General features: G+C 66.3%; 20 protein-coding genes and 1 tRNA gene. 14 read left to right on the forward strand and 7 right to left on the reverse strand.

The annotated features are described in order from the left end of the window. The first annotated feature begins 93 nt into the window (after positions 1–93). The 5 genes from CHB86_RS06355 to CHB86_RS06375 all read left to right on the forward strand — a co-directional run bounded on the left by CHB86_RS06355 (position 94) and on the right by CHB86_RS06375 (position 5,719). Positions 94–777 (forward strand): ABC transporter ATP-binding protein, encoded by a 684-nt coding sequence (locus CHB86_RS06355; protein ID WP_089232166.1) that lies wholly within the window; start codon positions 94–96, stop codon positions 775–777. Further along, a complete protein-coding gene (locus CHB86_RS06360) occupies positions 731–2,389 on the forward strand; it encodes a KpsE/RkpR family capsule polysaccharide export protein (protein WP_089232167.1) in 1,659 nt (552 codons plus the stop codon). The genes CHB86_RS06355 and CHB86_RS06360 overlap by 47 nt, the downstream gene beginning before the upstream one ends. A gap of 10 nt (positions 2,390–2,399) precedes the next feature. Further along, positions 2,400–3,233, forward strand: a complete 834-nt coding sequence (gene kdsA / locus CHB86_RS06365) for a 3-deoxy-8-phosphooctulonate synthase (protein WP_089232168.1) — start codon at positions 2,400–2,402, stop codon at positions 3,231–3,233. An 82-nt stretch (positions 3,234–3,315) separates the two neighbouring features. After that, positions 3,316–3,390: transfer RNA gene (locus CHB86_RS06370), tRNA-Gln, on the forward strand. Positions 3,391–3,991: 601 nt separating this feature from the next. Further along, entirely contained in the window at positions 3,992–5,719 is a 1,728-nt protein-coding gene (locus tag CHB86_RS06375; RefSeq protein ID WP_089232169.1) for an alkaline phosphatase family protein, read from the forward strand. Positions 5,720–6,477: 758 nt separating this feature from the next. Here the strand turns inward: CHB86_RS06375 and CHB86_RS06380 are convergent. Then, on the reverse strand, positions 6,478–8,154 hold the full coding sequence (locus CHB86_RS06380) for a GMC family oxidoreductase (RefSeq protein ID WP_089232587.1): 1,677 nt from the start codon (positions 8,152–8,154) through the stop codon (positions 6,478–6,480). Between the two features lie 226 nt (positions 8,155–8,380). On the opposite strand from CHB86_RS06380, the gene CHB86_RS06385 reads away from it, so the two are divergent. Next, a complete protein-coding gene (locus tag CHB86_RS06385) occupies positions 8,381–9,145 on the forward strand; it encodes a DUF2334 domain-containing protein (RefSeq protein ID WP_141134831.1) in 765 nt (254 codons plus the stop codon). 129 nt (positions 9,146–9,274) lie between these two features. On the opposite strand, the gene CHB86_RS06390 is transcribed toward CHB86_RS06385, so the two are convergent. Beyond that, positions 9,275–10,168: an AraC family transcriptional regulator gene (locus CHB86_RS06390; protein WP_089232171.1), complete on the reverse strand. Its 894-nt coding sequence runs from the start codon at positions 10,166–10,168 to the stop codon at positions 9,275–9,277. A gap of 171 nt (positions 10,169–10,339) precedes the next feature. Between CHB86_RS06390 and CHB86_RS06395 the strand changes: the two genes are divergently transcribed. The 3 genes from CHB86_RS06395 (at position 10,340) to CHB86_RS06405 (ending at position 12,781) form a co-directional block, all read left to right on the forward strand. Further along, positions 10,340–11,290: an SDR family oxidoreductase gene (locus tag CHB86_RS06395; RefSeq protein ID WP_089232172.1), complete on the forward strand. Its 951-nt coding sequence runs from the start codon at positions 10,340–10,342 to the stop codon at positions 11,288–11,290. A gap of 140 nt (positions 11,291–11,430) precedes the next feature. After that, positions 11,431–11,937, forward strand: coding sequence for a hypothetical protein (locus CHB86_RS06400; RefSeq protein ID WP_089232173.1), 507 nt, complete (start codon positions 11,431–11,433; stop codon positions 11,935–11,937). Positions 11,938–12,070: 133 nt separating this feature from the next. Continuing rightward, positions 12,071–12,781 (forward strand): GntR family transcriptional regulator, encoded by a 711-nt coding sequence (locus tag CHB86_RS06405; RefSeq protein WP_089232174.1) that lies wholly within the window; start codon positions 12,071–12,073, stop codon positions 12,779–12,781. A gap of 9 nt (positions 12,782–12,790) precedes the next feature. Here the strand turns inward: CHB86_RS06405 and CHB86_RS06410 are convergent, their stop codons facing one another. Further along, complete coding sequence (locus CHB86_RS06410; RefSeq protein ID WP_089232175.1) at positions 12,791–13,213, reverse strand: nuclear transport factor 2 family protein; 423 nt, start codon at positions 13,211–13,213, stop codon at positions 12,791–12,793. Positions 13,214–13,435: 222 nt separating this feature from the next. Here CHB86_RS06410 and CHB86_RS06415 point away from each other — a divergent pair, with 222 nt between their 5' ends. The 5 genes from CHB86_RS06415 (at position 13,436) to hpxZ (ending at position 19,744) form a co-directional block, all read left to right on the forward strand. Continuing rightward, positions 13,436–14,608, forward strand: coding sequence for an ABC transporter substrate-binding protein (locus tag CHB86_RS06415; protein WP_089232588.1), 1,173 nt, complete (start codon positions 13,436–13,438; stop codon positions 14,606–14,608). 97 nt (positions 14,609–14,705) lie between these two features. Beyond that, positions 14,706–15,581 carry a branched-chain amino acid ABC transporter permease gene (locus tag CHB86_RS06420; protein WP_089232176.1) on the forward strand — a complete coding sequence of 292 codons (876 nt, stop codon included), beginning with the start codon at positions 14,706–14,708 and terminating at the stop codon, positions 15,579–15,581. Between the two features lie 4 nt (positions 15,582–15,585). Next, positions 15,586–18,111, forward strand: a complete 2,526-nt coding sequence (locus CHB86_RS06425) for a branched-chain amino acid ABC transporter ATP-binding protein/permease (RefSeq protein WP_089232177.1) — start codon at positions 15,586–15,588, stop codon at positions 18,109–18,111. Next, positions 18,108–19,361, forward strand: coding sequence for an amidohydrolase family protein (locus tag CHB86_RS06430; protein WP_089232178.1), 1,254 nt, complete (start codon positions 18,108–18,110; stop codon positions 19,359–19,361). Before CHB86_RS06425 ends, CHB86_RS06430 begins: the two co-directional genes overlap by 4 nt. A gap of 2 nt (positions 19,362–19,363) precedes the next feature. Continuing rightward, positions 19,364–19,744 (forward strand): oxalurate catabolism protein HpxZ, encoded by a 381-nt coding sequence (gene hpxZ, locus CHB86_RS06435; RefSeq protein WP_089232179.1) that lies wholly within the window; start codon positions 19,364–19,366, stop codon positions 19,742–19,744. 67 nt (positions 19,745–19,811) lie between these two features. Here the strand turns inward: hpxZ and CHB86_RS06440 are convergent, their stop codons facing one another. Genes CHB86_RS06440 through CHB86_RS06450 form a run of 4 tightly spaced genes read right to left on the reverse strand, consistent with a single transcriptional unit; the run spans position 19,812 to position 24,642 of the window. Beyond that, a complete protein-coding gene (locus tag CHB86_RS06440) occupies positions 19,812–21,026 on the reverse strand; it encodes an OpgC family protein (RefSeq protein WP_176442790.1) in 1,215 nt (404 codons plus the stop codon). Positions 21,027–21,081: 55 nt separating this feature from the next. After that, positions 21,082–22,854 (reverse strand): glucans biosynthesis glucosyltransferase MdoH, encoded by a 1,773-nt coding sequence (gene mdoH / locus CHB86_RS06445; RefSeq protein WP_089232181.1) that lies wholly within the window; start codon positions 22,852–22,854, stop codon positions 21,082–21,084. A gap of 1 nt (position 22,855) precedes the next feature. Then, entirely contained in the window at positions 22,856–23,014 is a 159-nt protein-coding gene (locus tag CHB86_RS24560) for a hypothetical protein (protein ID WP_176442791.1), read from the reverse strand. Continuing rightward, a complete protein-coding gene (locus CHB86_RS06450) occupies positions 23,011–24,642 on the reverse strand; it encodes an OpgD/OpgG family glucan biosynthesis protein (RefSeq protein WP_245837780.1) in 1,632 nt (543 codons plus the stop codon). Before CHB86_RS06450 ends, CHB86_RS24560 begins: the two co-directional genes overlap by 4 nt. Positions 24,643–24,930 lie beyond the last annotated feature (288 nt).

The following is a 24,930-nucleotide window of genomic DNA, read 5'->3' on the forward strand; positions in this document are numbered from 1 at the left end:
GACATACTGGCGCCCAAAACGCCTGCGATGTTTAACCACAAGGAAACCCTGCGGGCCCAGAGTCGCGATAACTGGCCCCGCCTGGAACGGTGCATGATCGAGTTCAACAATGTCAGCAAGTCCTTCTGGACCGGCACGCAGCGCAAGGTCATCCTCGACCGTGCGAACCTGCGCGTGGAGCTTGGCCGGTCGCTGGGCATCCTGGCGCCCAACGGCACCGGAAAGACGACGCTGATCAACATGATGGCCGGGCTGGAGAAGCCAGACGAGGGAGAGATCCGGCGCAGCTGCCGCGTCTCCTTTCCGCTCGGCTTCATGGGCGGAGTCGTCCACCGCCACAGCGGAACCGAAAATGCCCGCTATATCGCCCGCCTGTACGGGCTGGACCCGGATTACGTCGAGGCATTCGTGCGCTGGATGTGCGATCTCGAGGAGTATTTCGAGATGCCCGTGGGCACCTACAGCCAGGGCATGAAGGCCCGCTTCAGCTTTGCGCTGATGCTGGCGCTCGATTTCGAGATCTACCTGATCGACGAGGGCATGCCCAACACCACCGACGTGGAATTCAACCGGAAGGCCGGGGCGATCCTGCGCGAGCGACTGAAGCACACGACCGTCGTGATCGTGTCGCATCAGGCCAAGACGCTCGAGAAATTCGCCCGCAGCGCCGCCGTCCTGCGCGACGGCAGGCTCCACATGTTCGACACCCTGGAAGAAGCGAAACAGCTCTATGACTACCAAGGCCAAGGCCAGGAAATACCGTCTCAGGCGCAGTGACGCGCTCGCCGAAGGCGTCTCGGCCGATGGGGTAGCGCGTGCCCGCGCCGCAATCCAGGCCGCGCGGAGCGCGTCCCAGGCGTCCGAAGCCGATGCAGCGCCGAACCCGGCCAACAGCGCCGACGCCCCCGCCGAGGCGCGGTCCGGCGAGATCTCCACGCCACAGGACGTCGCCTCCGAGACCGACATCGCCGCGATCCGGCGCGAGGGGCTGACCGGCCGCCAGCTTCGCCTCGCACGGCGCATGGCCCAGAAGCACGGGCTGGCGGTGACCTCGGATTTCGACGCCGTCCGCCAGCTCCGCGCCCGCGGGATCGACCCGTTCGAGCGCGCCGCGATGCTTGAGCTCGTGCCGACCGAGGCCCGCACCGGTACGTCCGAGGCGAATTACCAGCTGCCGCAGACCGTGGAGCCCACCAAGCCCCCCGCCCTGCCCGAGGTTCCGCTCTCGCTGCCCGAGGACCGCGCCGGCGAGATCTATCGCATTCAGCAGGACATCGCCCGCCGTCGCCGCCGCAACACGATGGCGCTCTTCGCCCGCCTCGCCGTCTTCGTCTTCCTGCCGACGCTGCTGGCCGGCTGGTACTACGCCGTCATGGCGACGCCGATGTACGCCACGAAATCCGAATTCGTGATCCAGCAGGCCGACATCTCCGCCTCCCCCGGCGGGCTTGGCAACCTGTTCCGCGGCACCGGCCTCGCCGTCCAGCAGGACAGCACGACGGTGCAGTCCTACCTGCAATCGCGCGACGCGATGCTGCGGCTCGACGCCGATCTCGGCTTCAAGGCGCATTTCCAGCAGGACTGGATCGACCCGATCCAGCGGCTCGACCCGGACGCGACCAACGAGGCCGCCTACAAGCTCTACACCCGCAACGTCCAGGTCGGCTTCGATCCTACGGAAGGCATCCTCAAGATGGAGGTGATCGCCGCCGACCCGCAGACCAGCCAGGCCTTTGCAGAGGCGCTGATAGGCTATGCCGAGGAGCAGGTCGACCAGCTGACGCAGCGGCTGCGCGAGGACCAGATGTCCGGCGCGCTGCAAAGCTACGAATCCGCCGAGCAGAAGGTGGCCGACGCGCAGGACCGCGTTCTGGCCCTTCAGGAAGAGCTTGGCGTGCTCGACCCGGTCTCGGAGACCGGCTCGATGATGCAGCAGATCACCACTTTCGAGGTCCAGCTTTCCGAGAAGAAACTGATGCTGGAGCAGCTGCTCTCGAATCCCCGCCCGAACGAGGCGCGTGTCGCCGGCACGAGCGGCGACGTCGCCCGGCTCGAAGCGCTGATCGAGGACCTGCGCGGTTCGATGACCGAGAGCGGCACCGGAAAGGCCTCGCTGGCACGCATCAGCGGCCAGCTCCGCATCGCCGAGGCGGACATGACCACCCGGCAGCTTCTGCTCCAGCAGGCCGCCACGCAGCTCGAGATGGCCCGGATCGAGGCCAACCGGCAGGTGCGCTACATGGCCGTCGGCGTGCGCCCCGTCGCGCCGGACGAGCCCACCTACCCGCGCGCCTTCGAGAACACGCTGCTGGCATTCGCGATCTTTGCCGGTATCTACCTGATGGTATCGCTGACCGCCTCGGTGCTGCGCGAACAGATCTCTGCTTGAGGACCCAACCATGATCGACGTCACCGTCGGGCCGCTGACCATCGGCAACGACCGCCCCCTCACCGTGATCGCAGGCCCCTGCCAGCTGGAAACCGCGGAGCATGCCCTGATGATCGCGCGCGCTATGTTCGAGGCCTGTGCCGCCGCCGGCGCGGGCTACGTGTTCAAGGCTTCGTACGACAAGGCCAACCGGACCTCCGTCTCCGGGCGTCGCGGCCCCGGCATGGCGGCCGGCCTCGAGATCCTCGCCCGCGTGCGCGAGGAAATCGGCTGCCCGGTCCTCACCGATGTCCACGCGCCGGAGCAATGCGCCCCGGCCGCCGAGGCCGTCGACATCCTGCAGATCCCGGCGTTCCTCTGCCGGCAGACCGACCTGCTGCTCGCCGCAGGCGAGACCGGCGCAGTCGTCAACGTCAAGAAGGGCCAGTTCCTTGCCCCCTGGGACATGGACAACGTCGCGGCCAAGGTCGCCTCGACCGGCAACAGCCGCATCCTGCTGACCGAGCGCGGCAGCTCCTTCGGCTACAACACGCTGGTAACCGACATGCGCAGCCTGCCCCGGATGATGCAGACCGGCTACCCCGTGGTGATGGATGCAACCCACGCGGTGCAGCAGCCCGGCGGGCTCGGCGGCGCCAGCGGCGGCCAGCGCGAATTCGCCCCGGTGCTGGCTCGCGCCGCCGTCAGCCTCGGAATCGCGGCCGTCTTCATCGAGACTCACGAAGCCCCGGACACCGCCCCGTCCGACGGCCCCAACATGATCCCCCTCGCCGAGATGCCGGCCCTGATCGGGACGTTGATGGCATTCGATCAACTTGCAAAGGCCACGCCCCTCCGCATCTGAGAGGGGCGACAGGCAAATGCAAAAAATATGTCACAAGGGTCTTGCGGTGCCCGGAGGCTGCAAGTATGAACCGCTCCGCTGCTGGGGTGTAGCCAAGTGGTAAGGCAGCGGTTTTTGGTACCGTGTACCGTAGGTTCGAATCCTACCACCCCAGCCATGAAATCCCTTACGGATAGAAAAAATCAACGGGATCAATGCCCTTCCCGGGTGCGGATTTCGACGTTCTCCCGTCTCCGCCGGCCCCGCCGTGACGTCACGCCCTACGTCCGCAAGCGCTGATCCAATGTCACACCCCTAGATGCCTGGAACACCGAGGACGTCGATGCGGGAGATGTCCGGGTTTGCTCCACGCGGGTGCGACAGATTTATTTGAGCGAAGACATGCACCTGACCGAGCATCACCCTGCCGGGCGGCGTGTTCGCTCGTGGTCCGACCGCCGTGACAAGGATCCGGGCTCCGCAGATTGGGCCTCTGTCGCCGATATGCTCAAGGACATTGGGTGTTCGCCCGCGATCGTTGCCAAGGCAGAACTGGCCCTTCATCCGATCCGTGACAATCTTTCCAGAGTGGGCAGGCATTTGAACTTCGCCCAATTAAGGCGACCGGGCGTTCGCTGGGCAGGGCGTCGTAGATGGCTTGGACGGCTTCAACCGCCCAGGTTGGCAATTTCGGTCTCTCGGCCCGGAAACTTCGCTTGGAGCAGCGCAGTGCTCCGCGCGATAGTGACCAAAGATGCCACCTGAAGGACCCGCCTCACATGCCCACCCCGACGACGCTCCGAAATCTGTCCGTTCCGGCCCTGGTATGCGCATTGGTCGGGGCGCCCGCCCTCGCGCAGGAGGAACGCCGGGAGCTGCCGCGACTGGTGCTGCAGATCACCGTCGACCAGTTACGCGGGGATCTGCTCGACCGCTACGGACGGCATCTGGGCGATGACGGCTTCCGGCGGCTGCTCGAAGGCGGGGTGCACTTCGTCGACGTCCATCACCGGCACGCCAACACCGAGACGATCGTCGGACACACGACCCTCGCCACAGGCACCGACCCGGCGATTCACGGCATGGTGGCAAACCTCTGGTTCGACCGGATCGCGGGCACCGAATTCTACAACGTGCAGGACCCGGACTTTCCTCTCGTGGGGGCCGCAGGCGTCGATGCCGATGCGGAGATCGATCCGACCCAGCGGGCGGCCACGACCGACGGGCGCTCGCCGCGCAATATCCTGACCTCCACGATCTCGGACGAGATCGCACTGCATTTCGGGCCGGAGGCGAAGGTCTTCGGCGTCTCGGTCAAGGATCGCGGCGCCATATCGATGGCGGGCCACGCGGGCTCGGCCTACTGGTTCTCGAAATCCGATGGCCGCTTCGTGACCAGCACCTTCTACCGCGACACCTACCCCGAATGGATTGCCGACTGGGAGGCGAAAGGCGTGGTCGCGAGCTACGCAGACCGCGCCTGGGAACTCTCCTCCCCGCCGTCCGCCTACCTGTTCGGCAGCCGCGACGAGCAATCCTGGGAGCCGGTGGCCCCGCCCTGGGTGACGGACTTCCCCGGCTTCGGCCGCACTTTCCCGCACACCTGGGGCGCATTGGACGACAGGTATTTCACGACGCGCCTGACGCTCAGCCCCGCGGGCGACGAGATCACCGTGGATTTCGCGAAGGCGCTGATCGACGCCGAGGCGCTTGGGCAGGACGACGTGCCCGATTATCTCGCGGTGAGCCTGTCGTCGACGGATTACGTGGGCCACCTGTTCGGTCCGTCGAGCCTCGAGGCCGAGGACAACCTGCTCCGACTCGACCGAACGCTGGCAGACCTGCTGTCGCACGTGGATGCCCGGATCGGCCTCGACCGAACGCTGGTCGTCCTGTCGTCGGACCATGGCGCGCCCGAACATCCCGGCTATCTCGCGACCCTTGGCATCGAGGCCGACACGTTCGACTTCAGGCGGGTGGATACCGAGCCGGGATTCGTCCGACTGACGGCGGAATTCGGCGAGAGCCGCGACCTGATCCTCAACTTCTCCAATCCCTACCTCTACCTCGACACCGCCGAGATCGAGGCGCGTGGTCTCGACCGCGCGGACGTGGAACGCGCGGTTGCGAAGGAGTTGGAGCAATTGCCGGGCATCGCCCATGCGATCACAAGTTCGGCCCTGCGCTCCGGTCAGGTGCCCCGCGGCAAGATCCACGACGCCGTTCTGGCCAATTTCCACAGCGACCGGTCGGGCGATATCTACATCGTCTTCGAACCGCACTGGTTCGTTGCCGATTTCGACGGGCTTACCGTGGCCTCGGCGCATGGCTCGCCCTGGAGCTACGACACACATGTCCCGATCATCGTCTCCGGCCCGGGCATCGAACCCTCACGGGTGGCTCGGCGGGTGGAAACGGTCGATGTGGCCCCGACAATCGCGGCCTACTTGGGTACCAAACCGCCATCCGGCTCCCTCGGGCAGCCGCTTGTCGAAACACTCCAGTAGAGCTCGCGGCGGAGGAATCCGCTCCGATCTGGCAAATTCGATGACCCGAAAGCAGCCAGGTGAGCCGTTTGGTCTGTCGGGGATGTCGAGTTCAACTCCTGTGCGAACCTGGGGCGACTGGAGCGTCTCACGGCGAAGACTGCTCCGAAGCGGTCATGCCTCAGAGGAACCCGGGTGGCTTTGGGCCGCGCGCATCCTACGCCTCAAGGTGTTTTCTTGGCAACGCGGAGGGGGTGTCGTCTCGCATCGCTGCCTTCGTCGGGCCCGTGGCGCCACAGGCATTGGTCGGGCATTCCCGGAAGATGCGCGATGGTCCTTTGGAGGCGTTGCGAATGGAGGCGTTGCGAATGTTGGCTACCGTGCGAATAGCCCCCATTGGGAAGGTTGTCAGCACCATATGCTCCCTGAACTTTGCGCCGACGACATGGGTTTTCTTCGCTATCAGGCTTTGGATCGCGGCGAAGCGGACCCCGAAGGAACCCGCGAAAAATCGGCTCCACCACGGGCCGCGTCCCGCTCTTGGCCGCACCGACGGCGGTGCCGATGAACGGCGGCTTCGGAGGTCGGCGTGTCTCGAATGCGCGCGGCAGGGAATTACTGAAACAACCGCCGGGTGTTGCCATCGACACGGCATCACGGAATCGAGAGGCCAATGCGCACCTCCTGCGCCATGCCGTCGGACTCGGCGCGGGCAATCGCCGTTGCGGCGTCCTTCGGCACCGGGACGCCCCAGGCAATGGCGCCACCCACTCGCGCCTCTATGAAGCGCGAGCGACGGCGTCTGCCCGAATCCAGGCCGCCGCCTTTTCGGCGATCATAAGTGTGGGAGCGTTGGTGTTGCCGCTGGTGATCTCGGGCATGATGCTGGCATCCACGACCCGCAGGCCGCTGACGCCCTTGACGCGCAACTGCGGATCGACGACCGCGTGGGCATCCTCCACCGTGCCCATCTTCGCCGTTCCAACCGGGTGAAAGATCGTCGTGGCAATGTCTCCGGCCAGTTGCGCCAGCTCCTCTTCGCTCTGGAACTGAACGCCGGGCTTGTATTCCTCCGGCTCGAAGCGCTGCATGGCCGGTTGCGCCATGATCTGCCGGACCTGGCGCAGGCTCTCGGCGGCGACCTTCCGGTCGTCCTCCGTCGCGAGGTAGTTCAGCGTAATGGCGGGGCGGTCCCTGAAATCGGCGGAGCGGATACGGATATGGCCGCGGCTGCTCGGGTTCAGGTTGCACACGCTCACGGTGATCGCCGGGAAGTCGTGCAACGGCTCGCCGAAGGCCTCCAGGCTCAAGGGCTGAATGTGATATTCGAGATTGGCGTGCGCCCTGCCCGGATCGGAGCGGGTGAACGCCCCGAGCTGGCTCGGCGACATGCTCATCGGCCCGGAGCGTGTGAGGGCGTATTGAAGCCCGATCTTCATCTTGCCGAACACCGAGTGGAGCAGCATGTTCAGCGTCGGCGTGTGCCGGACCTTGAAGACCGTGCGGATCTGCAGATGGTCCTGCAGGTTCTCGCCCACGCCGGGCGCATCCAGAACCACGTCGATGCCATGGGATTTCAGCAGCCCCGCCGGCCCGACCCCCGAGAGTTGCAGGATCTGCGGCGTGTTCACGGCCCCCGCGGAGAGCACGACCTCCCGTCGGGCATCGACCTGAACCGACGTCCGCTCGCGGCACACGTGCACTCCCGAGCACCGGATGCGCCCTTCGGCGGTCCGCTCAAAGGTCAGCCTCTCGACCTGCGCATCTGTCCAGACCGTGAGGTTCTTGCGCGAGCGTGCCGGACGCAGAAAGGCCTTCGACGCATTCCAGCGCCATCCCGAGCGCTGGTTGACGTCGAAATACCCCACCCCGCTGTTGTCGCCGGAGTTGAAATCGTCGGTCTTGTCTATCCCGTACTGTTCGGCGGCGTCGGCAAAACTGTCCAGCACGTCCCACCGCAACCGCTGTTTCTCGATGCGCCACTCCCCGCCGTGGCCATGCGTGTCCGAGAACCGGCTGTTGTGGCCGGTCGACGGGTCGGCCCCATCGTCGAGCCGGTAGTGATCCTCATGCGCCTTGAAGTCCTCCAGCGCGTTCTGCCAGGACCAGGCGGGCTCTCCGGTCAGCCGGGCCCAGTTGTCATAGTCGCGGGCCTGCCCCCGCATGTAGATCATCCCGTTGATCGACGAGCACCCGCCCAGCGTCTTGCCGCGCGGATAGATCAGGCTGCGCCCGTTCAGACCCACGTCGGCCTCGGTCCTGTACATCCAGTCGGCGCGCGGGTTGCCGATGCAGTAGAGATAACCGACCGGGATATGGATCCAGGGATAGGTGTCCGGCTTCCCGGCCTCCAGCAGCAGGACGCGCACCTGCGGATCCGCGCTAAGCCGGTTTGCCAGCAGGCACCCCGCCGTCCCGGCCCCCACGATGATGTAGTCGAATGGTTCTTGCGACATCGTCTCCCCCTCCCCCGCCCAGACATGCACGACCAGAGACACGGCCCGCAAGTCGTTGGTCCGGCCCTGGTCCGTTGCATCCGCTCTCCAGCGAAGGATCCGAAGCATAGGAAACACGGACGGAGACGCTGGACACACGCGCCATCCAGCCGGATTTTCGGTTGCTGGATGGCTGGTTACAGCATTGGGGGAACTGCCCGGCTCGCATACTGGCCCAAGGCACGTTATGAGAACGCTGCCGGAATTGGAGCAACGATTGACCGAACTTCCAAGGATCATCCTGAAGCTCGACGACGCTGGCGCGGAGAGCGACGTCGCTCCGGCGTGCTGGCGCGAGACGATGGACGTGCTGAACGAGCAGCGGGTCGTCGCCTCACTCGGAGTGATCGGGCGCGGGCTGGAAATGCCGGGAGAGGCCTTCCTGGATTGGCTGACGGATCAATCGGCAACGGGCCACGAGATCTGGAACCATGGATATGCGCACGACCGTCCGGAGGATGCGCAGCCTCTCGACGGCCAGCAGGGCGCCGAGTTCCGCGGGACGTCTTTCGGCCATCAACTTGCGGCGTTGCGACGGACGCAAGAGCTTGCCCGGCGCCGACTGGGCCTGACGCTGGCAACGTTCGGCGCTCCGTTCAATGCCACGGACCAAGCCACTGTTTCCGCGATGCATTCGGTCGAGGAACTCGAAGTCTGGCTGTTCAAGGAGACCCCGTTCCCGACCTCGAAGCGGGTTCTTCATCGCATCCCAGAGGTGAACATCGAATACCCGGTCCATGTGCCCGACTACGAGGCGTTCCGGCGGGGCTTCGACCGGCATCTGGACAAGCAGGTGCTTGTTCTCCAAGGGCATCCGAACAGTTGGTTCGGAGACCGCAGCCGGTTTGCCGCGTTCACGAGAATCGTCCGGTTCCTCGTCGATCAGAAGGCGGTTTTCCTGACGCCCCGTGAATGGGCCACAGGCCTTTCGCCGTCGACGTCCGAGGGTTGAAACGCACCCTGCTCCGCGAGCTGGCGGCATGTCCCCCGGCCGTTGCAGTCGGCGCGCGACAGGGGATCTGAGCATCCGCCCCCTTCCACCTGCGCGCGCCCGTCCACGGCATCGGAACGGGCACCGGCGTCATGCCGATCCTGCAGGAAACCGCTGAGACTGGCTCCAGTGCCGAGGCGACTGCCCGTACATGCGCTTGAACTCGCGGCTGAACTGGGAGGAACTCACGTATCCCACATCCATCGCCGCCTCGTTCACGGTCATGCCGCCGGCAATCCGCATCGCGGCATTGTTCAGCCGCATGGATTTGACGAACTGGATGGGCGACATGGTGGTCGCCTGTTTGAACTTGCGGTGAAACACGGCACGGCTCATGCCCACCTGCGCGGCCATATCGTCGATGGTGACCGGTTCGTTCAAGCGGGAGGACAGAAACTCGATCGTCCGGGCGATCTCGTTGCCGACACCAAAGGCCCGCCGCGCCGCCGCCCCCGCCTCGCCTTTCAGAACGGCGTAGTAGAGCTCTCGCAGACGACCATCTCCGAGGACGGTCCGGTCGGTCGGGCTGTCCAGCAGCTGCAGCAGCCGCAGCAGTGCGTCGGTGAACGCATCATCCCAGCGAGCCAGGGTGAGCCCCTGCGGGAGCGGCCCGCCCTTCGGGCTACGGATGGCGCCCGCGGCGTTTTCCATCTCGATCGCGAGTTCGGTCATGACCCGCGTGTTCAGCGAGATCAGCACCCCGAGGAGCGGCGTTTCAGGGGACGCCTCGGGCGTGCCCGCCTCTACCGGCATCGTCATCGGGCAGCACATGTATCGCGTGCTGTCGTAGAGGTGCCTTTCGCCGTCCAGGATCGCCTCCTTGGACCCGCTCACGACGGCCACGACGCAGGGCTCGTAGACCGCGGGGGCGCAGCGAAGCGCTTCGGTGACCCGAAAAAGCTGTACGCCCCTGATCCCGGTCTCGACGGTGCCAGCCGCGCTGACCCGGCGCTCGATGAGGTGCTTGATCCGTTCCTTGCTCATGAGACCGATCTAGCGCCGCTTGATGTCACCATTCAATACACGCGAGACGATCAGGCATGTATTCGAGATGTATTCGCCTGTTTTGCGACGATGCCCGCGTCTAACTGATGCTCCAGACAAGACGAACACACCCCACACAAGCAGCCAGCCGTGGCTGACAGGAGCATTTAAATGGCAGATACACGATTTGGCCCCAAGGGCTGGACCCCGGACCGCCTTGGCGACCTTTCCGGCAAGACCTACCTCATCACCGGCGCCAACGCCGGGGCCGGCTTTCAGGCGGCGCGGACGCTGCTGGCCAAGGGTGCCGGAGTCGTCATGCTGAACCGCAGCGCCGAGAAATCCGCCGCTGCAGAGGCTGACCTCAGGAAAGAGTTCGGCGCTGGCGCCGAGCTGACCTTTGTCCGCATGGACCTCGCCTCGCTCGCCAGCGTGCGGGAGGCCGCGGCGGACGTCCTGAAGACGGTTCCACGGATCGACGCCCTGATCTGCAACGCCGCCATCGCGCAGGTGCCGACGCAGAAGCTCACCGTGGACGGGTTCGAGAGCATGCTCGGCACGAACCACTACGGCCATTTCCTTCTGTGCGGCCTGCTCTTCGAACGGATCGAGGCATCGAAGGGCCGGATCGTGGTCGTCTCGAGCCTCGGCTACACCATGGGGATCAAGACCATCCAGTTCGACGACATGAACTGGGACAGGAACTACCACCAGAACAAGACCTACTCCCAGAGCAAGCTGGCGCAGATGATGTTTGCCTACGAGTTGCAGGACCGGCTTGCAGCGGCCGGGAACACGGACGTCGAGGTCTATGTCTGCCACCCCGGCTCGTCGCGCACCTCTCTCATAACAACCAGCGGCAACCTGGCGACGCGGATCATGTTCGGGCTCATGTCGCTGTCTCCGATGGTGCAATCGGCCGAGAAGGGATCCTGGCCGGAGGTGATGTGTGCGACCGAGACCGGCCTGGAACAGCGGGCGCTCTATGGCCCCACGGGCCGCATGGAATTCGTCGGTCCGGTCGGCAAGGGCACGCTGCACCCGCATGCCCACGACAAGACCGTCATGGTCAGGCTGTGGGACCTGTCGGAAAAGGAAACCGGGTTCAGCTGGAACCTGTAGCGGGCATTCGCCCTGGCAGAGATGGGCGGGCCAAGCGAAGGCCGCTCGGAACGCCGAGCTTCCCCTTCTGCCGCGCGACCAATCCTCCGAGGCAAGCCTGCTGCATGCCCGGCCATAGCTCACAGACGAGAGCCAATCACATGGACATCCTGAAAACAGCCACCGACTGGACGAAGGCCGAGATGGTTTCCTCCGCCTTCTTCGTCCTGTTCGGCCTTTGCTTTATCCTGGCGAGCCTCGGGTTCTGGCAACTGGGAAAGACCGATGTTTCGAAAGCCTATGTCGTCCCGACCCTGGTCGCGGGCAGCTTGCTCCTGATCATCGGGCTCGGGATCTTCCTTCCAGGTTTCTGGAGGGTTTCGAGCTTTGCGGAGGCCTACAACAGCGACGCCGCCGGGTTTGTCGCATCCGAGATCCGGCGGGCCGACAAGGTCCTCAACGACTACCGGATTGCTGTTTTCAGGGTCATCCCCCTGATCATTTCCGTCTGCGCGCTGGCGATCCTGTTGTTCGAGGCGCCCATCTGGCGGGCAAGCCTGGTCACGACCATCGCCATGATGGCCGCCATCCTGATGATCGATACCAACGCCAACGCACGGCTTGAAGCCTACCGGGAGCACCTGTCGGCAGCAGAGCCCACACGGTAAAGGCGTTTGGCCCGGTGTCGCACGAGCAGATCCCGAGCATGCACCGGAGCCGAAATGGCCATCGCGGCACCGCGACCTATTGAGAAGCAGCGGCCGAGGTGCCATTCAGCTAGGGATCAAGTGGAGCGAGCCGATGACGTCCCGGGAGCAGCAGAAGAGCCGTACCGAGTTGATTTGCGTGGCATTGCGCTCCGCGATCCTGGAGCGCGCTCTGCTGCCCGGCATGAAACTGCCCGAGGATTCGCTGGGCGAGCGCTTCGGGGCGAGCCGCACGATCATTCGACAGGCGCTGGAGCGGCTCTCGGTGGAGGGGCTGGTGGAGCTGCGGCACAACCGCGGAGCGGCGGTGGCGCAGCCGAGCCTCGAGGAGGCGCGCGACCTGTTCGAACTGCGGGCGCAGGTCGAGGACCTGGTGATCGCCCGTCTTGCCGCCGACCTGACACCGTCTCAGGAAGAGGCCCTGCTTGCCCATATCGAGAGAGAGGCCGAGGCCAGCGACGGTCCGCCGGCGATCTCGATCCGGCTGGCCACCGAGTTCCACATCCTGCTGGCAGAGCTGACCGGCAGCCCGGTGCTCATCCGCTACGTGAACGAGATCGGCTATCGCTGCGGCTTTACACTGTCGCAATTCTCCCGGCCACATTCGACCCAATGCGGCATCCAGGAACATCGCGACATCGTCGCGGCGCTCAAGTCCGGCGATGTCGCGACGGCGCAGAGGGTGGCGCGGCAACATCTCGATCAGGTCGCCTCGCGCGCGCAGTTCAACGGGGCCGACCTCAACGGGTTCTCGCATCTCGATGCGCTGGAACCCTACGCCAGCCCCGTCCGTGCCAAGGGCTGACGCGCCGCTTCAGGCCTCGATGCCGCGGGCGGTCAATATCCGCTCGGCGCTGTCGTTCCAGACGTCCATCTTCACGATCTTGCCGTTCTCGACGACGAACCGGTCCACGTAGCGGTTGCCGTCGAACGGCGTGCCATCCGGCCAGGCGCCATAGAGAAAGCCCGTGGAATAGACCACGGTGCCCTCGGCGCCCTGCGCCACGTCGAACTGCCGCATGTCCTTCTTCACCCAGGCATAACGCATCGCGTTGAAGGCCGTGGGCCCGGACGGATGATCGAAGACCCGCCCGCCGGTAAAGGTGATGACCACGCCCTCGGCCACGTAGGTCGCCGCGCGCTCGGGGTCGGGCTTCATCGAGGCTTCGAGGAAGTCATGCACGATCCGGGCCTCCTCGGGCAGCGCGTCGTAGTCGATCTTGAGCGGCTCAGGCATAGGTTTCTCCTTCGATCAGTCGATTCGAGACCTGCCACAGATCGCGGCCGCTGTAATCTGCATGCGAAAATTAAATACAAAAATTGCATGCAATCTGCCTCATCTCTGTGCAGGCGCTGTATGACTGGCGGAAATGCAGCCCGTTTGCCCCTGCGCGTTTGACACTCCGGAGCCTCCGAACGCCCCTGAAGGCACCCGCTGTTGTGCTCACGGAGACATATGATGCCTATCTGCCTTCCCCTCACGCGCCGCCTGCTGCTTGCAGGTGCGGCCGCTCTGACCCTGGGTTACGCCCTGCCCGCCGCCGCCCAGGATGACCCGATCAAGATCGGCCTCGTCGCCGCGCTCAGCGGTCAGTCCGCGAAATCCGGCGAGGCCATCACCCGCGGAATCACGCTCGCGCTCGACAAGATCAATTCGGAAGGCGGCGTGCTGGGCCGGCCGCTCGAGCTCGTCAGCCGCGACGACGAGAGCAACCCGGGCAAGGGCCTGATCGCCGCGCGCGAACTGGTGCAGCGCGAAGGTGTCGCCGCGATGATCGGCGGTCTCGACACGCCGGTATCGCTCGCCATCGTGCCCTTCGCGAACGACGCCAAGGTGCCTTTCATCGGCCCCTGGGCCGCGGGCACGCCGATCACCAAGAACGGGGCCGAGGAGAACTACGTCTTCCGCGTCTCGGCAGTGGACGAGTTCGTCGACGAGGCGATCACCGAATACCTCGTCACCAAGTACGGCTCCAAGAAGCCCGGCATGATCCTCATCAACAACCCGTGGGGCGAGTCGAACGAAAAGGGCCTGATGATTGCGCTGGAGAAGCGCGGCATGGAGCACGCCGGGATCGAGAAGTTCGAATCCAACGATGTCGATGTCGTTCCGCAGCTCACGCGGCTGAAGGAAAACGGGGCCGACGGCCTGTTCCTCGTGGCCAACGTGGCGCCCTCGGCGCAAGTCGTGAAGTCGCTCGACCGGATGGGCTGGGACGTGCCGGTCGCCTCGCACTGGGGCCCCTCCGGCGGCCGCTTCACCGAGCTTGCGGGGCCCTCGGGCGAGAAGGTGCACTTCATCCAGACCTTCCTCTTCACGGACCCCGCGCATCCGCTCTTCATGAAGCTGCAGGAGCGGTTCCCCGAGATCGAGAGCCTCGCCGACGTGACCCCGGCCACCGGTATCGCCAACGCCTATGACGCGACGCTGCTTCTGGCCGCCGCGATCGAGAAGGCCGGCTCCACAGAGGGTCCGGCGATCCGCCAGGCGATGTACGAGATCTCCGGCGTCGAGGGGGTCATCAAGACCTACGACATGCCCTTCACGCCGGAGGATCAGGACGCGCTCGGCCCGCAGGATTACATTTTCGCCAACTTCGTCGAGGGCGAGATCGTCCCGCTCGCAGACTGACCCAGGCGCGGCAGCCTTCCTCCCGAGGGCTGCCGCCCCCCTTCCCGGTCGCGCGCCGGGACCGTTCCTTCTTCAAGGCCAAGACCCGGAGCCCCCAATGACCCTATTCGTGACCGCCCTCGTGACCGGCATCGGCCTTGGCGCGATGTACGGCCTGATCGCGCTTGGATTTCAGATCACCTATTCGGTCTGCTCCCGGGTGAATTTCGCCCAGGGCTCGATGGTCATGCTGGGCGCGGTGCTGGGCTTTGTCCTGACCGAGCGCGCCGGGCTGCCGGTCATCCTGGCCTACCCGCTCGCGCTTCTGGGCTGTGCCTTCATGGGCGTGGTCGTTGAGTTCTGCCTGGTCCGTCCCTTCGCGGCGCGCGGCTCCGAGGCCTGGCTCATGGCCACGGTCGCGGGCGGCATCCTGCTCGACAACACCGTGCTCTTCACCTTCGGCAACGAGCCCCGCAGCCTGCCATCGCCTCTCGTCGAGTCGAGCTGGCAGATCCTCGGAACCGGCGTCTATCCGCAACAGCTCCTCATCCCGGCCGTCGCCATCGGCGTCGCAGTGGCGCTCCAGCTTCTCTTCCGCCGCACCCGGCAGGGCCGTGCGCTGCTGGCGGTGGTGCAAAACCCCGATGCCGCGCGGCTGATGGGGATCAACACCTCGCTGATGATCTCGGGCTCCTTCGCGCTCTCGGCGATGCTCGCGGGCGCCGCGGGCCTGCTGATCGCGCCGCTCTTCTCGGTGCATTCCGACATGGGCACGCTCTTCGGGATCAAGGCCTTCGCCGTCGCGATCCTGGGCGGCATGACCTCGGCCTCGGGCGTGATGCTTGCGGGGTTTCTCTACGGGCTCGTCGAAGCCTTCGTGACGACCTATCTCGGCTCGTCCCACACCTACATCCTCACCTTCGCGCTGCTGATCGCGGTGCTCGCCGTGAAGCCCAACGGGCTCTTCGGCAAGGCGGCCCTGCGGAAGGTCTGAGCCGATGAGATCGTTTTTCCGCCCTCGTCCGCTCGACCTGACCATCCTCGCGCTCACCGCGGCGGCGATCCTGTCGCTCGGCGTGATCGGAGGCTACACGCAATTCGTGATCGGCCTCGTGGCGATCTGGACGATCCTCTGCGTGGGGCTCAACGCGCTCTACGGCCTCACCGGCCTCGTCTCGCTCGGCCAGGTCGGGTTTTTCGCCATCGGGGCCTATGCCCATGCGATCCTGATGCAGGCCGGGCTGAGCTTCTGGCTGGCCCTGCCGCTGGCGACCGCGCTCTCCGCGGGCGTCGGCGCGCTGCTCGCCGTGCCGGCGGTGCGGATGGCCGGGCCGTTCCTCGCCATGGTCACCATCGCCTTCGCCTTCATCGTCGAGCATGTCGCCATCGAGTGGCGCAGCCTCACCGGCGGCCAGAACGGCCTGATGGGGTTCGACATGCCGGGACTCCTCGGGCTTTCCTTCGGCGAACGTGAACTGGTGATCCTGTCCATCGTACTCGCTGGCGCGGCGCTGCTGGCCTACCGCGCACTATCCGACAGCGGATGGGGCATGGCGATGGCCGCCCTGCGCGACCAGGAGGTCGCGGCGGGCTCCCTCGGCTTCGACCCCTTCATCACCAAGCTCACCGCCTTCGCCATCGCCGCAGGGACGGCGGGACTGGCGGGCGGGCTCTTTGCCACGCTGATGCAGTTCATCGCGCCCTCGAACTTCATGCTGTCGCAATCGATCCTGTTCCTCTTCGCGGTGATCCTCGGCGGCGCGGGCACGGTGCTCGGCCCGCTCGTCGGCGCGGCCATCGTGGTCTTCCTGCCCGAGATGCTGTCGGGGTTGGCCGAATATCGGCTGCTGTTCTTCGGCGCGCTTCTGATCGCCGTTCTCCTGCTCGCGTCACGCGGCGTGGTCGGCACCATCGCGGCCTTCCTGCCGCGCGCCACCGAAACAACGCCGGCCGCCTCGCGCGACACGGTGCTCGACTTCATCCGCCCCGAGACCAGAGGCGGGCTCAAGGTCGAGGGCCTCGGCATCACCTTCGGCGGGCTCAAGGCCGTGGACGGGGCGACCTTCGATGCCGCGCCCGGCGAGGTCACCGCCGTTATCGGGCCGAACGGAGCGGGCAAGACGACGCTGCTGAACATGGTCTCCGGCTTCTACGTGCCGGAAACCGGCCGCATCGAGACCGCAGGCCGCAACGTCGCCGGCTGGTCGATGCACGCCACCGCCCGGCTCGGCGTGGCGCGCACCTACCAGGCGACGCGGCTCTTCGGAGCGCTCAGCGCCGAGGAGAACGTGATCGCCGGCCTGCCTCGCGGTCGCGGCGGGGCGCCCTTCTCGGCGCTGGCGACACCGGATCGCCGCGCCCTTGCGCGCGGTCTGCTGGCGCTCGTGGAATACGAAGGCGATCCCGCAACCCCGGCGGACGACCTGCCCCACGTGGACCGCAGGCTGGTCGAGATTGCCCGCGCGCTCGCCATGCGCCCGCATGTCCTGCTGCTCGACGAACCGGCCGCGGGCCTCATGCACGCGGACAAGCGCGCGCTATCCGGGCTGCTGCGCAAGCTGGCCGATTGCGGGATCGCCGTGGTGCTGGTCGAGCACGACATGGAGATGGTCATGGGCATCTCGGACCGGATCTTTGCCATGGATGCGGGCCAGCCCATCGCCTTCGACACCCCCGAGGCCATCCGCAGCAACGAAAAGGTCATCGCCGCCTATCTCGGCGAAGGTACGCTCGATGCCCCGCCGCGGGAGCTGGACTACGTGCCGGGCGCGATGGAGCGCCTCATCACCCGCAAGCTCTGCGCCGGCTATGGCGCGGCGGACGTGCTGCAGGAGGTCGACCTGCGGATCGGACAGGGGGAGCTGGTGGCGCTTCTCGGCGCGAACGGCGCGGGCAAGTCGACCTTTCTCAAGACGCTGTCGGGCCTGATGTCCCCGAGCGCCGGCGAGATCATCCTGGAAGACCGGAACATCGAGGGCAGGCCCGCCCACCAGATCGTCGAACGCGGCCTCGTGCTGGTGCCCGAGGGGCGTCAGGTCTTTCCCGACCTGACGGTCGCACAGAACATCGAACTCGGGGCCTACAAGCGCAAGGAGCGCCCGGACCCCTCCGAGCTCGAAGCGATCCTCACGCGTTTCCCGCGTCTGCGCGAGCGGATGAACACCCCCGCCGGACTGCTGTCCGGTGGCGAGCAGCAGATGATGGCGATCGCGCGCGGCCTCATGGCCAAGCCTCGACTGCTGCTGCTCGACGAACCCTCCCTCGGCCTTGCGCCGGCCATGATCGAGGAGCTCTACGCCATTCTGGCCGAGCTCCGCGACGACGGCATCACCATCCTGCTCGTCGACCAGATGGCGACCTTGGCGCTGGCGGTGGCCGACCGCGCCTATGTCCTCGAACAGGGCCGTGTGGTGGCAGAGGGCACGGCCGAGGAGCTGCAGGGCGACGAGGCTCTGATCGCGGCCTATCTCGGCGGCGGGACAGCGGAGGCCGAAGCCCCCCTGTTGAAGGAAGACGTCGCATGACGCTGGACCTCGTGATCCGCAACGCCCTGCTGGAGGACGGCGGCGTTCCGCAGGACCTGGGCATCAGGAACGGGCGGATCGAGACCATCGCACCGCGCATAGCCACCGACGCCCGCGCGCTCGATGCAGGCGGCGGGCTGGTGATCGCGGGCTTCGCCGACAGCCACCTGCATCTCGACAAGGCCTGCCTGCTGGACCGCGCCTCCAACCCGACCGGCACGCTCAAGGGCGCCATCGAGGCGGTCAGCGCTGCCAAACGCGACTTCACGACCGCGGATGTCCATGCCCGCGGCGCCCGCGTGCTGGAAAAGGCCATCGGCCAGGGCACGACGCTTATTCGGACGCAGGTCGAGATCGACCCGGGCGTCGGCCTCGCGGGGTTCGAGGCCGTGCGCCAGCTCAAGGCGGATTACGCCTGGGGCGTGGACCTGCAGATCTGTGTGTTTCCGCAGGAGGGCCTGCTGAACTACCCCGGAACTGAGGCGCTTCTGCGCCGGGCTCTGGACGAGGGCGCAGACCTTCTGGGCGGCTGCCCCTATACCGACAGCGATCCCGAGGGGCATATAAAGGCGCTCTTCGCGATGGCGCGGGACTATGATGTCGATCTCGACTTCCACCTCGATTTCGACCTCGACACGAGCTGGCGGCACCTCGACTGGGTCGCGCGCGAGACCATTGCCCACGGCATGCAGGGCCGCGTCGCCATCGGTCATGTCACCAAGCTCTCGATGCTGCCCCCCGGCCCCCTGACCGATACGATCGCCCTGATGCGCGATGCCGGGATCGCCCTGACGGTGCTGCCCGCGACCGATCTCTTCATGACCGGCCGCGACCACGACCACGGCGTGCCGCGCGGCGTGGCCCCGGCCCACAGGTTCCACGAGGCAGGGCTGTGCTGCACCGTCGCCACAAACAACGTGCTGAACCCCTTCACGCCCTACGGCGACTGCTCCCTGCCGCGCATGGCGAACCTCTTTGCCAACGTGGCCCAGCTCGGCAGCCCGGAGGCGCTGGCCCGGTGCTTTGCGATGGTCAGCGAAGAGCCGTTCCGGCTTCTGGGGCGCGACCCTGTGATCCGCGAAGGCGCGACCGCCGACCTGGTCGCCCTGCCCTGCGCCAGCCGTGCTGATGCGGTGGCCGAAATCGGACGGCCGATCTGGGGCGTCAAGCGCGGCAAGCCGAGTTTCGAGGCGCCTCTGCCCCGCCTACTGCGCCCCGGCGTGGCGCGCCCGGCGGCGCTGGCGGTGTGACGATGGCCGAGATCAACCTGCCGGATGTTCTGGCCGAAGTGACCGAGGCGTTCCATCGCTACGAGACCGCGCTGACCAGCAACGACGTGGCAACGCTCGACGCACTCTTCTGGTCGAGCCCGCATGTCATCCGCTATGGCGCGACCGAGAACCTCTACGGTCAGGAAGAGATCCTCGCCTTCCGCCAGGCGCGGCCTTCCAAGGGCCTCGACCGGACGCTGACGCGAACCGTCATCACCACCTTCGGACGCGACTTCGCGACGGCCAACACCGAGTTCACCCGCGACGGCGTGGCGCGGATCGGCCGCCAGAGCCACAGCTGGGTCCGTCTGCCCGAAGGCTGGCGGATCGTGGCGGCGCATGTCTCGTGGATGGAGGGATGAACGGCTGAACGGGAGTTGCGGCCGGCCCCTGCCTCGACACCTCCGGAAGGCGCGGCGCCCGCTCTTGCTACCGGTCCGGCGCGCCCGCCTCGGCAAATCCGACCCTTTCACGCCGGGCGAAGGGCGACAGCGGCGGCATCCGGGAAGGCAGCAGTCCGCCCTCCTGCTGACGGCGCCACTGCGCCACCCAGGCCGTGGCGAGCAGCATTGCGAGGCCGGCTGGCGGGAGTATCCAGCCCAGCCAGGGCGTCTGACCGAATCCGTGGATCAGGGTCTGGAAGCCGAGGGAGATCAGTGTACCGGTCGCGAAAACCACCAGCCCGTGCTGCCCCATCAGCCTCAGCGGCGCGGCCGCGCGCGACTCGGAGAATCGGACGACGATGGGCAGGCACGAGAGAACGTAGACAAGCGCCAGGCTGTGCAGCAGCCGCGGCAGGGCGAGGTAGCTCTTTTCGTGCGACACGACGTGGAACGGCGCGCCCGCTTCCGCCAACCGCCACATCTGGTGGTTCATGAACGCCGTCACCTCCGGCATGTGCTTCCACGCGACCACGAAGACGAGGAAGGCCGACGCCAGGCCGAACAGCCACTGGGACCGGGGCACCAGCCGCTCGCCACGCCGAAGGCGCAGGCCGATCAGCAGGCCGATCACGAAGATCAACTGCCAGGACAGCGGATTGAAGAACCAGACCCCGCCTTCGGGGAAGTTGGAAAAACTCACCCGCCACCATCCGGCGGCGAACCACAGCGCCAGCGCCAGCCCGAGCAGAAGCATCGGGCGGCGCAGGCCGATCAGGATCGCGGCCGGGGTGAAGAGCAACAGCACGCAATAGACCGGCAGGATGTTCACGTAGCCGATCTGGTGGCCCAGAAGCGGGATCGCGAAAAGCACATCTCCCGGCCGCTCGAAGACGGCGCCGAGGTTGTGCATCTGCAGCAGATCCGGCTTCCCGAAAGCCGCCGCCGCGACGCCGAAGATCGCGATGACGCAGACCGTCAGGAACAGGTGCACCAGGTAGAGCGTCCATGCCCGCCGCCAGATCGGGGCGACGCCGGGCCAAAGACCTGCACGCACTCGCTGGGTGACCTCGAGCCCCCTGGCATAGGCGACACCGGCGGCGATGCCCGACATGATGAAGAAACCTTCGGCGGCGTCCGAGAATCCCCAGTTGCCGATCGTGTACTTCTCGTAGGGATTGCCGGGCATGTGGTTGATGAAGATCATCGCCAGCGCCAGCCCGCGAAACGCGTCGATCCGGGCGTCACGCCGACGCCGGGGCACAGATATGCCCTGCCCTGCGGACGCGGGCATGCTGTTCGTAACGGTCGCTACCACTTCAGGCCGCTTCCTTCCCCATCGGGGCTTCCTGCGGCGAGGCAGGTGTCAGCCAGCGGGCGGCGATGTCGCGGAACTCGGTGACCACGGCCGGGACCTCGGTCTCTTCCGGCACCGAGAAGACCGCGTGGGTCAGCGGCCGGGAGGTCCAGGCGACCAGCACCGGCGCCAGCATCATCGGCAGGCAGACCGGCAGCAGCCAGGGCGCCTGTTCGGGGGCGATCTGGAGAACGGCGACATAGGCCAGTGCGCCCCAGACCACGACCCAGAGGCAGGCGCGCAGGGTCTGGCCGAGATGCAGGATGCCCTCTCCGCGGGCATTGGCCGGCCAGCCGCCGTCCTGCCCGGACAGCACCTGCAGCACCGCCCGGGTCTGGTAGGCCAGAAGGACCGGCGCCAGCAGCGAGGTCAGCGCGATCTCGGTCACCACCGAGGCAAGCGCCCGTATCGGCCCGCCATAGGCCTCGGCCCGGCCGGTCAGCACGGCCTCCGCCCAGACGGCGAATTTCGGCAGGATCAGCAGGCCCACGATCCCCAGGACCAGCGCCAGGATCTCCTGCGTCAGGTCGCTCGGGAAGACCGGGAACAGCTGGTACGGCTCGGGAAAATAGTCCGGCGGCGGCGCCAGCGCGGCAGCGGCCAGCGAGCTGAGCAGGAAACCGGCCCAGAGGAGCGAGACCAGGTAGGCGACGATCCCCTGCAGGAAAACGAAACGGCTCCAGCCCGCGAGACCGGGCGCGAGAAGCAGTCGGATATGCTGCAGGTTGCCCTGGCACCAGCGGCGGTCGCGCCGGGCGTGAGAGAGCACGTTCTCCGGCCCTTCCTCGTAGGAGCCGGCGATCGCGGGATCGACCTCGACCCGCCACCCGGCCCGCGCCAGCAGCGCGGCCTCGACGTAATCGTGGCTCAGGATATGCCCGCCGAAGGGCGGTTTCCCGGCAAGCGCCGGAAGGCCGCAGCTCTCGGCGAAGGCGCGGACGCGGACGATCGCGTTGTGCCCCCAGAAGGGGCCCGTCGCGCCCTGCATACGGGCAAGGCCGCGGGTGAAGACCGGGCCGTGGAAGGCCGCCGAGAATTGCATCATCCGCCCGAAGAAGGAGCGCGCACCGACGATGCGGGGCAAGGTCTGCAGCAGTCCCAGGTCCGGATCGGCCTCCATCCGGGCGATCATGTCCCGGATCGCCGCACCGCTCATCAGGCTGTCGGCATCGAGGATCACCGCATATTCATAGGCGCCGCCCGAGCGGCGGATGAAGTCCTCGACATTGCCGGCCTTGCGGCCGCGCCCGTCCTCGCGGACACGGTAGAACACCCGCCCCTGCCCGCTCACTTCGCGCCGCAGCCGTTCGAAGGCCTCGCGCTCGCGCGCATTCGCTTCGGGGTCGCGGGTGTCGGAGAGAATGGCGATATCGAGAGACACGCCGGCCGCAGCGATCGAATGGTCGATGGCCGCGACCCGCGCGAATGTCAGGACAGGATCCTCGTTGCAGATCGGAACCAGCACCACGGCCGGCGGCTGCGCACCCTGAAGGGCCGGCACGGACCGGGCCCGCCATGGCGCAAGCCCGGTCAACGCAAGCATCACCCCCCAGCCGAGCCAGGCGGTGGTTGCAAAGATCAGGACGATGCGAAACCAGTCGAAGACGCCAACGCTGTCCTGCGCCGCGACGTCGGCCATCAGGACAGCGGCGACCAGCGCCATGAGCGTCGCGCCGACAAGGGCGATCAGGCGCGCGGACCGGGTCGTGCCGGACGCAGGGATCGGTTTGCGCATGTCAGGCCGACTGCCAGCCGAAGACCAGCCGCATCAGCATCGCCAGGCGGCTCGAACTGCGGGGAGCCAGCACCTGTGGCGGCATCGCCAGCGGCGCTTCCGGAGGCAGGCAATCGAGCTCCGGCGCCTTGGTGTCTTTCACGAACTGTGTGTCGTTCATTTGTTTACCCATTGGTACAACCAGGTTTCGCTCAACGCGTGTCCGTATCCTTCGAGGGAGGCCTTCATCTCCACGACAGCGCCATCCGCGGCGCGCGCTTCGATGACCAGTCGCCACGAGCCTGTGTCCTCGATTCGGGACAGGACGGTCTCGACAACCTCGCCATTCTGGATACTGACATTCGGAGCAACTTCTGCCTCACCAGAAAGTTCCGCCAGGGTGCCGCCGGCGAAGTCGACGACGAATTTCCGCCGATCGGAGGGGCCATCCACACCCGAAACGCCGCCTTTTCCGACTCGCGTGCGCAAAACCCGGGCAAGATCTGGAGACCCGTTCCCCTCGGGCGCCAGCCCCCAATACAACCTGTAGGAGAATTCCAGCTCCTCACCGGCCTTGGTCTCGCGGTTGGGAACCCACATCGCAACGATGTTGTCGTTCACCTCGAGGTCCGAGGGGATCTCCAGCAGGCTCACGCTGCCCTGCCCCCAGTCGTTGAGCGGCTTCACGATGACGGAGGGCCGCTGGTCGTAATGCGCCTCGGCATCGAGATAGGTCTGGAATGCCCGGTCGCGTTGGACCAGACCGAAGGAGGCCGGGCTCTGCGCGCCGAGGAAGGAGCTGGCGAGCTGCGGCGGGTTGTTCAGCGGGCGATAGAAGGTCTCGCCAGAGGCCGTGTTCAGGACCAGCGCCTCGCTGTCGTGCACCGCGGGGCGGAAATCGTCGAAGGCGCCGGGGTCGGCACCGCCGAACAGATACATCGAGGTCAGCGGCGCGATGCCTAGATGGCGGATATCCTTGCGGAGGAAGAGCCGCGCGGTCACGTCCATCTCCGTCGTCTCGCCGGGGCGAATGACAAAGCGATAGGCGCCGGTCACCGAGGCACTGCGCAGCGCCGCGTAGAGCGTGACACTGCCGGTTCCGTTGGCGGGACGCTCCAGCCAGATGTCGGAGAAGCGGGGGAACTCCTCGCCCTCCGGACGGCCGGTGTTGACGGCAAGCCCGCGCGCGCTCAGCCCGTAGACGGTGCCGCGCCCGAGCGCCCGGAAATAGCTCGCACCGAGAAAAGACACGAGCTCGTCGAACTTGTCGGCCCGATTGAGCGGGGTCATCAGGCGAATGCCGGCGACGCCCGACATCTCGAAATCTGCGGGGACGTCGGTCTTCAGATCGGAATAGATGAAATCGGCCGTCGAGAACGACATGGGACGAGCCTGACCGTCAATGATTTCATACACATGCACGGGCTCCTTAAAAAGCCACCCGAGGTGGAACGCGTTCATGTGGAAGTCGGGATTGTCGGCCCAGCGGGTCCGATCCGGGTCGAACCGGATGCGCTGGAACTCGTCGTAATCCAGCTCGGCGAGGAAGTTACCGATCTTTTCCACCTCGACAGGCGCCTCGCGGCTCTCGGCCCGCATCATCTCGGTCAGGGTGTCGAAGGAGAACGGCGCCTCCGCAGGCGTCGCGGCAGGCGCGCCTTCGGCAGCGGGCGCGTCAGCCTGCTGGGCAAGGGCCGGAACCCCGCCGACCAGTGAGCCGAGCGCGGCGGTTCCGAGGAGCCTTCCCAGAAAGGTACGGCGGTCCAGGCCGACCGTTTTCCCGGGGAAGGAAATCTCGTTCTTGATCAAGGGACTCTCCATCGTCGATCGCGGGTAGATAATGCGCCATGCCGCGCTGCAGAATTGGGAATCTGCCATCGGGTCAAGCCATCGGCAGAAATCCGCCGCAACCCGTTTGGCTGCAGGCGTTTTTTTGTCAACTCCGAAAGTTAGAAGTGGTTCCCCGAAAAGTTGGAGAGACGTCGCGCTCTCAGGAATTATGCATTAAATACAATTCTTTGACTGAACGTGTTGAATTCGCGAAGGAGCACTCGAAACCTGCCGCCCTGCACAAGCCCTCCGGGCATCTTCGTCACC

Origin of the sequence: Tropicimonas sediminicola (assembly GCF_900188335.1) — a bacterium.
Classification (GTDB): Bacteria; Pseudomonadota; Alphaproteobacteria; order Rhodobacterales; family Rhodobacteraceae; genus Tropicimonas; species Tropicimonas sediminicola.

Coding starts and splice junctions, on each gene's coding strand:
- CHB86_RS06355 (WP_089232166.1), top strand. CDS start 94: ATGATCGAGTTCAACAATGTCAGCAAGTCCTTCTGGACCGGCACGCAG.
- CHB86_RS06360 (WP_089232167.1), top strand. CDS start 731: ATGACTACCAAGGCCAAGGCCAGGAAATACCGTCTCAGGCGCAGTGAC.
- kdsA (WP_089232168.1), top strand. CDS start 2,400: ATGATCGACGTCACCGTCGGGCCGCTGACCATCGGCAACGACCGCCCC.
- CHB86_RS06375 (WP_089232169.1), top strand. CDS start 3,992: ATGCCCACCCCGACGACGCTCCGAAATCTGTCCGTTCCGGCCCTGGTA.
- CHB86_RS06380 (WP_089232587.1), bottom strand. CDS start 8,154: ATGTCGCAAGAACCATTCGACTACATCATCGTGGGGGCCGGGACGGCG.
- CHB86_RS06385 (WP_141134831.1), top strand. CDS start 8,381: ATGAGAACGCTGCCGGAATTGGAGCAACGATTGACCGAACTTCCAAGG.
- CHB86_RS06390 (WP_089232171.1), bottom strand. CDS start 10,168: ATGAGCAAGGAACGGATCAAGCACCTCATCGAGCGCCGGGTCAGCGCG.
- CHB86_RS06395 (WP_089232172.1), top strand. CDS start 10,340: ATGGCAGATACACGATTTGGCCCCAAGGGCTGGACCCCGGACCGCCTT.
- CHB86_RS06400 (WP_089232173.1), top strand. CDS start 11,431: ATGGACATCCTGAAAACAGCCACCGACTGGACGAAGGCCGAGATGGTT.
- CHB86_RS06405 (WP_089232174.1), top strand. CDS start 12,071: ATGACGTCCCGGGAGCAGCAGAAGAGCCGTACCGAGTTGATTTGCGTG.
- CHB86_RS06410 (WP_089232175.1), bottom strand. CDS start 13,213: ATGCCTGAGCCGCTCAAGATCGACTACGACGCGCTGCCCGAGGAGGCC.
- CHB86_RS06415 (WP_089232588.1), top strand. CDS start 13,436: ATGCCTATCTGCCTTCCCCTCACGCGCCGCCTGCTGCTTGCAGGTGCG.
- CHB86_RS06420 (WP_089232176.1), top strand. CDS start 14,706: ATGACCCTATTCGTGACCGCCCTCGTGACCGGCATCGGCCTTGGCGCG.
- CHB86_RS06425 (WP_089232177.1), top strand. CDS start 15,586: ATGAGATCGTTTTTCCGCCCTCGTCCGCTCGACCTGACCATCCTCGCG.
- CHB86_RS06430 (WP_089232178.1), top strand. CDS start 18,108: ATGACGCTGGACCTCGTGATCCGCAACGCCCTGCTGGAGGACGGCGGC.
- hpxZ (WP_089232179.1), top strand. CDS start 19,364: ATGGCCGAGATCAACCTGCCGGATGTTCTGGCCGAAGTGACCGAGGCG.
- mdoH (WP_089232181.1), bottom strand. CDS start 22,854: ATGCGCAAACCGATCCCTGCGTCCGGCACGACCCGGTCCGCGCGCCTG.
- CHB86_RS24560 (WP_176442791.1), bottom strand. CDS start 23,014: ATGAACGACACACAGTTCGTGAAAGACACCAAGGCGCCGGAGCTCGAT.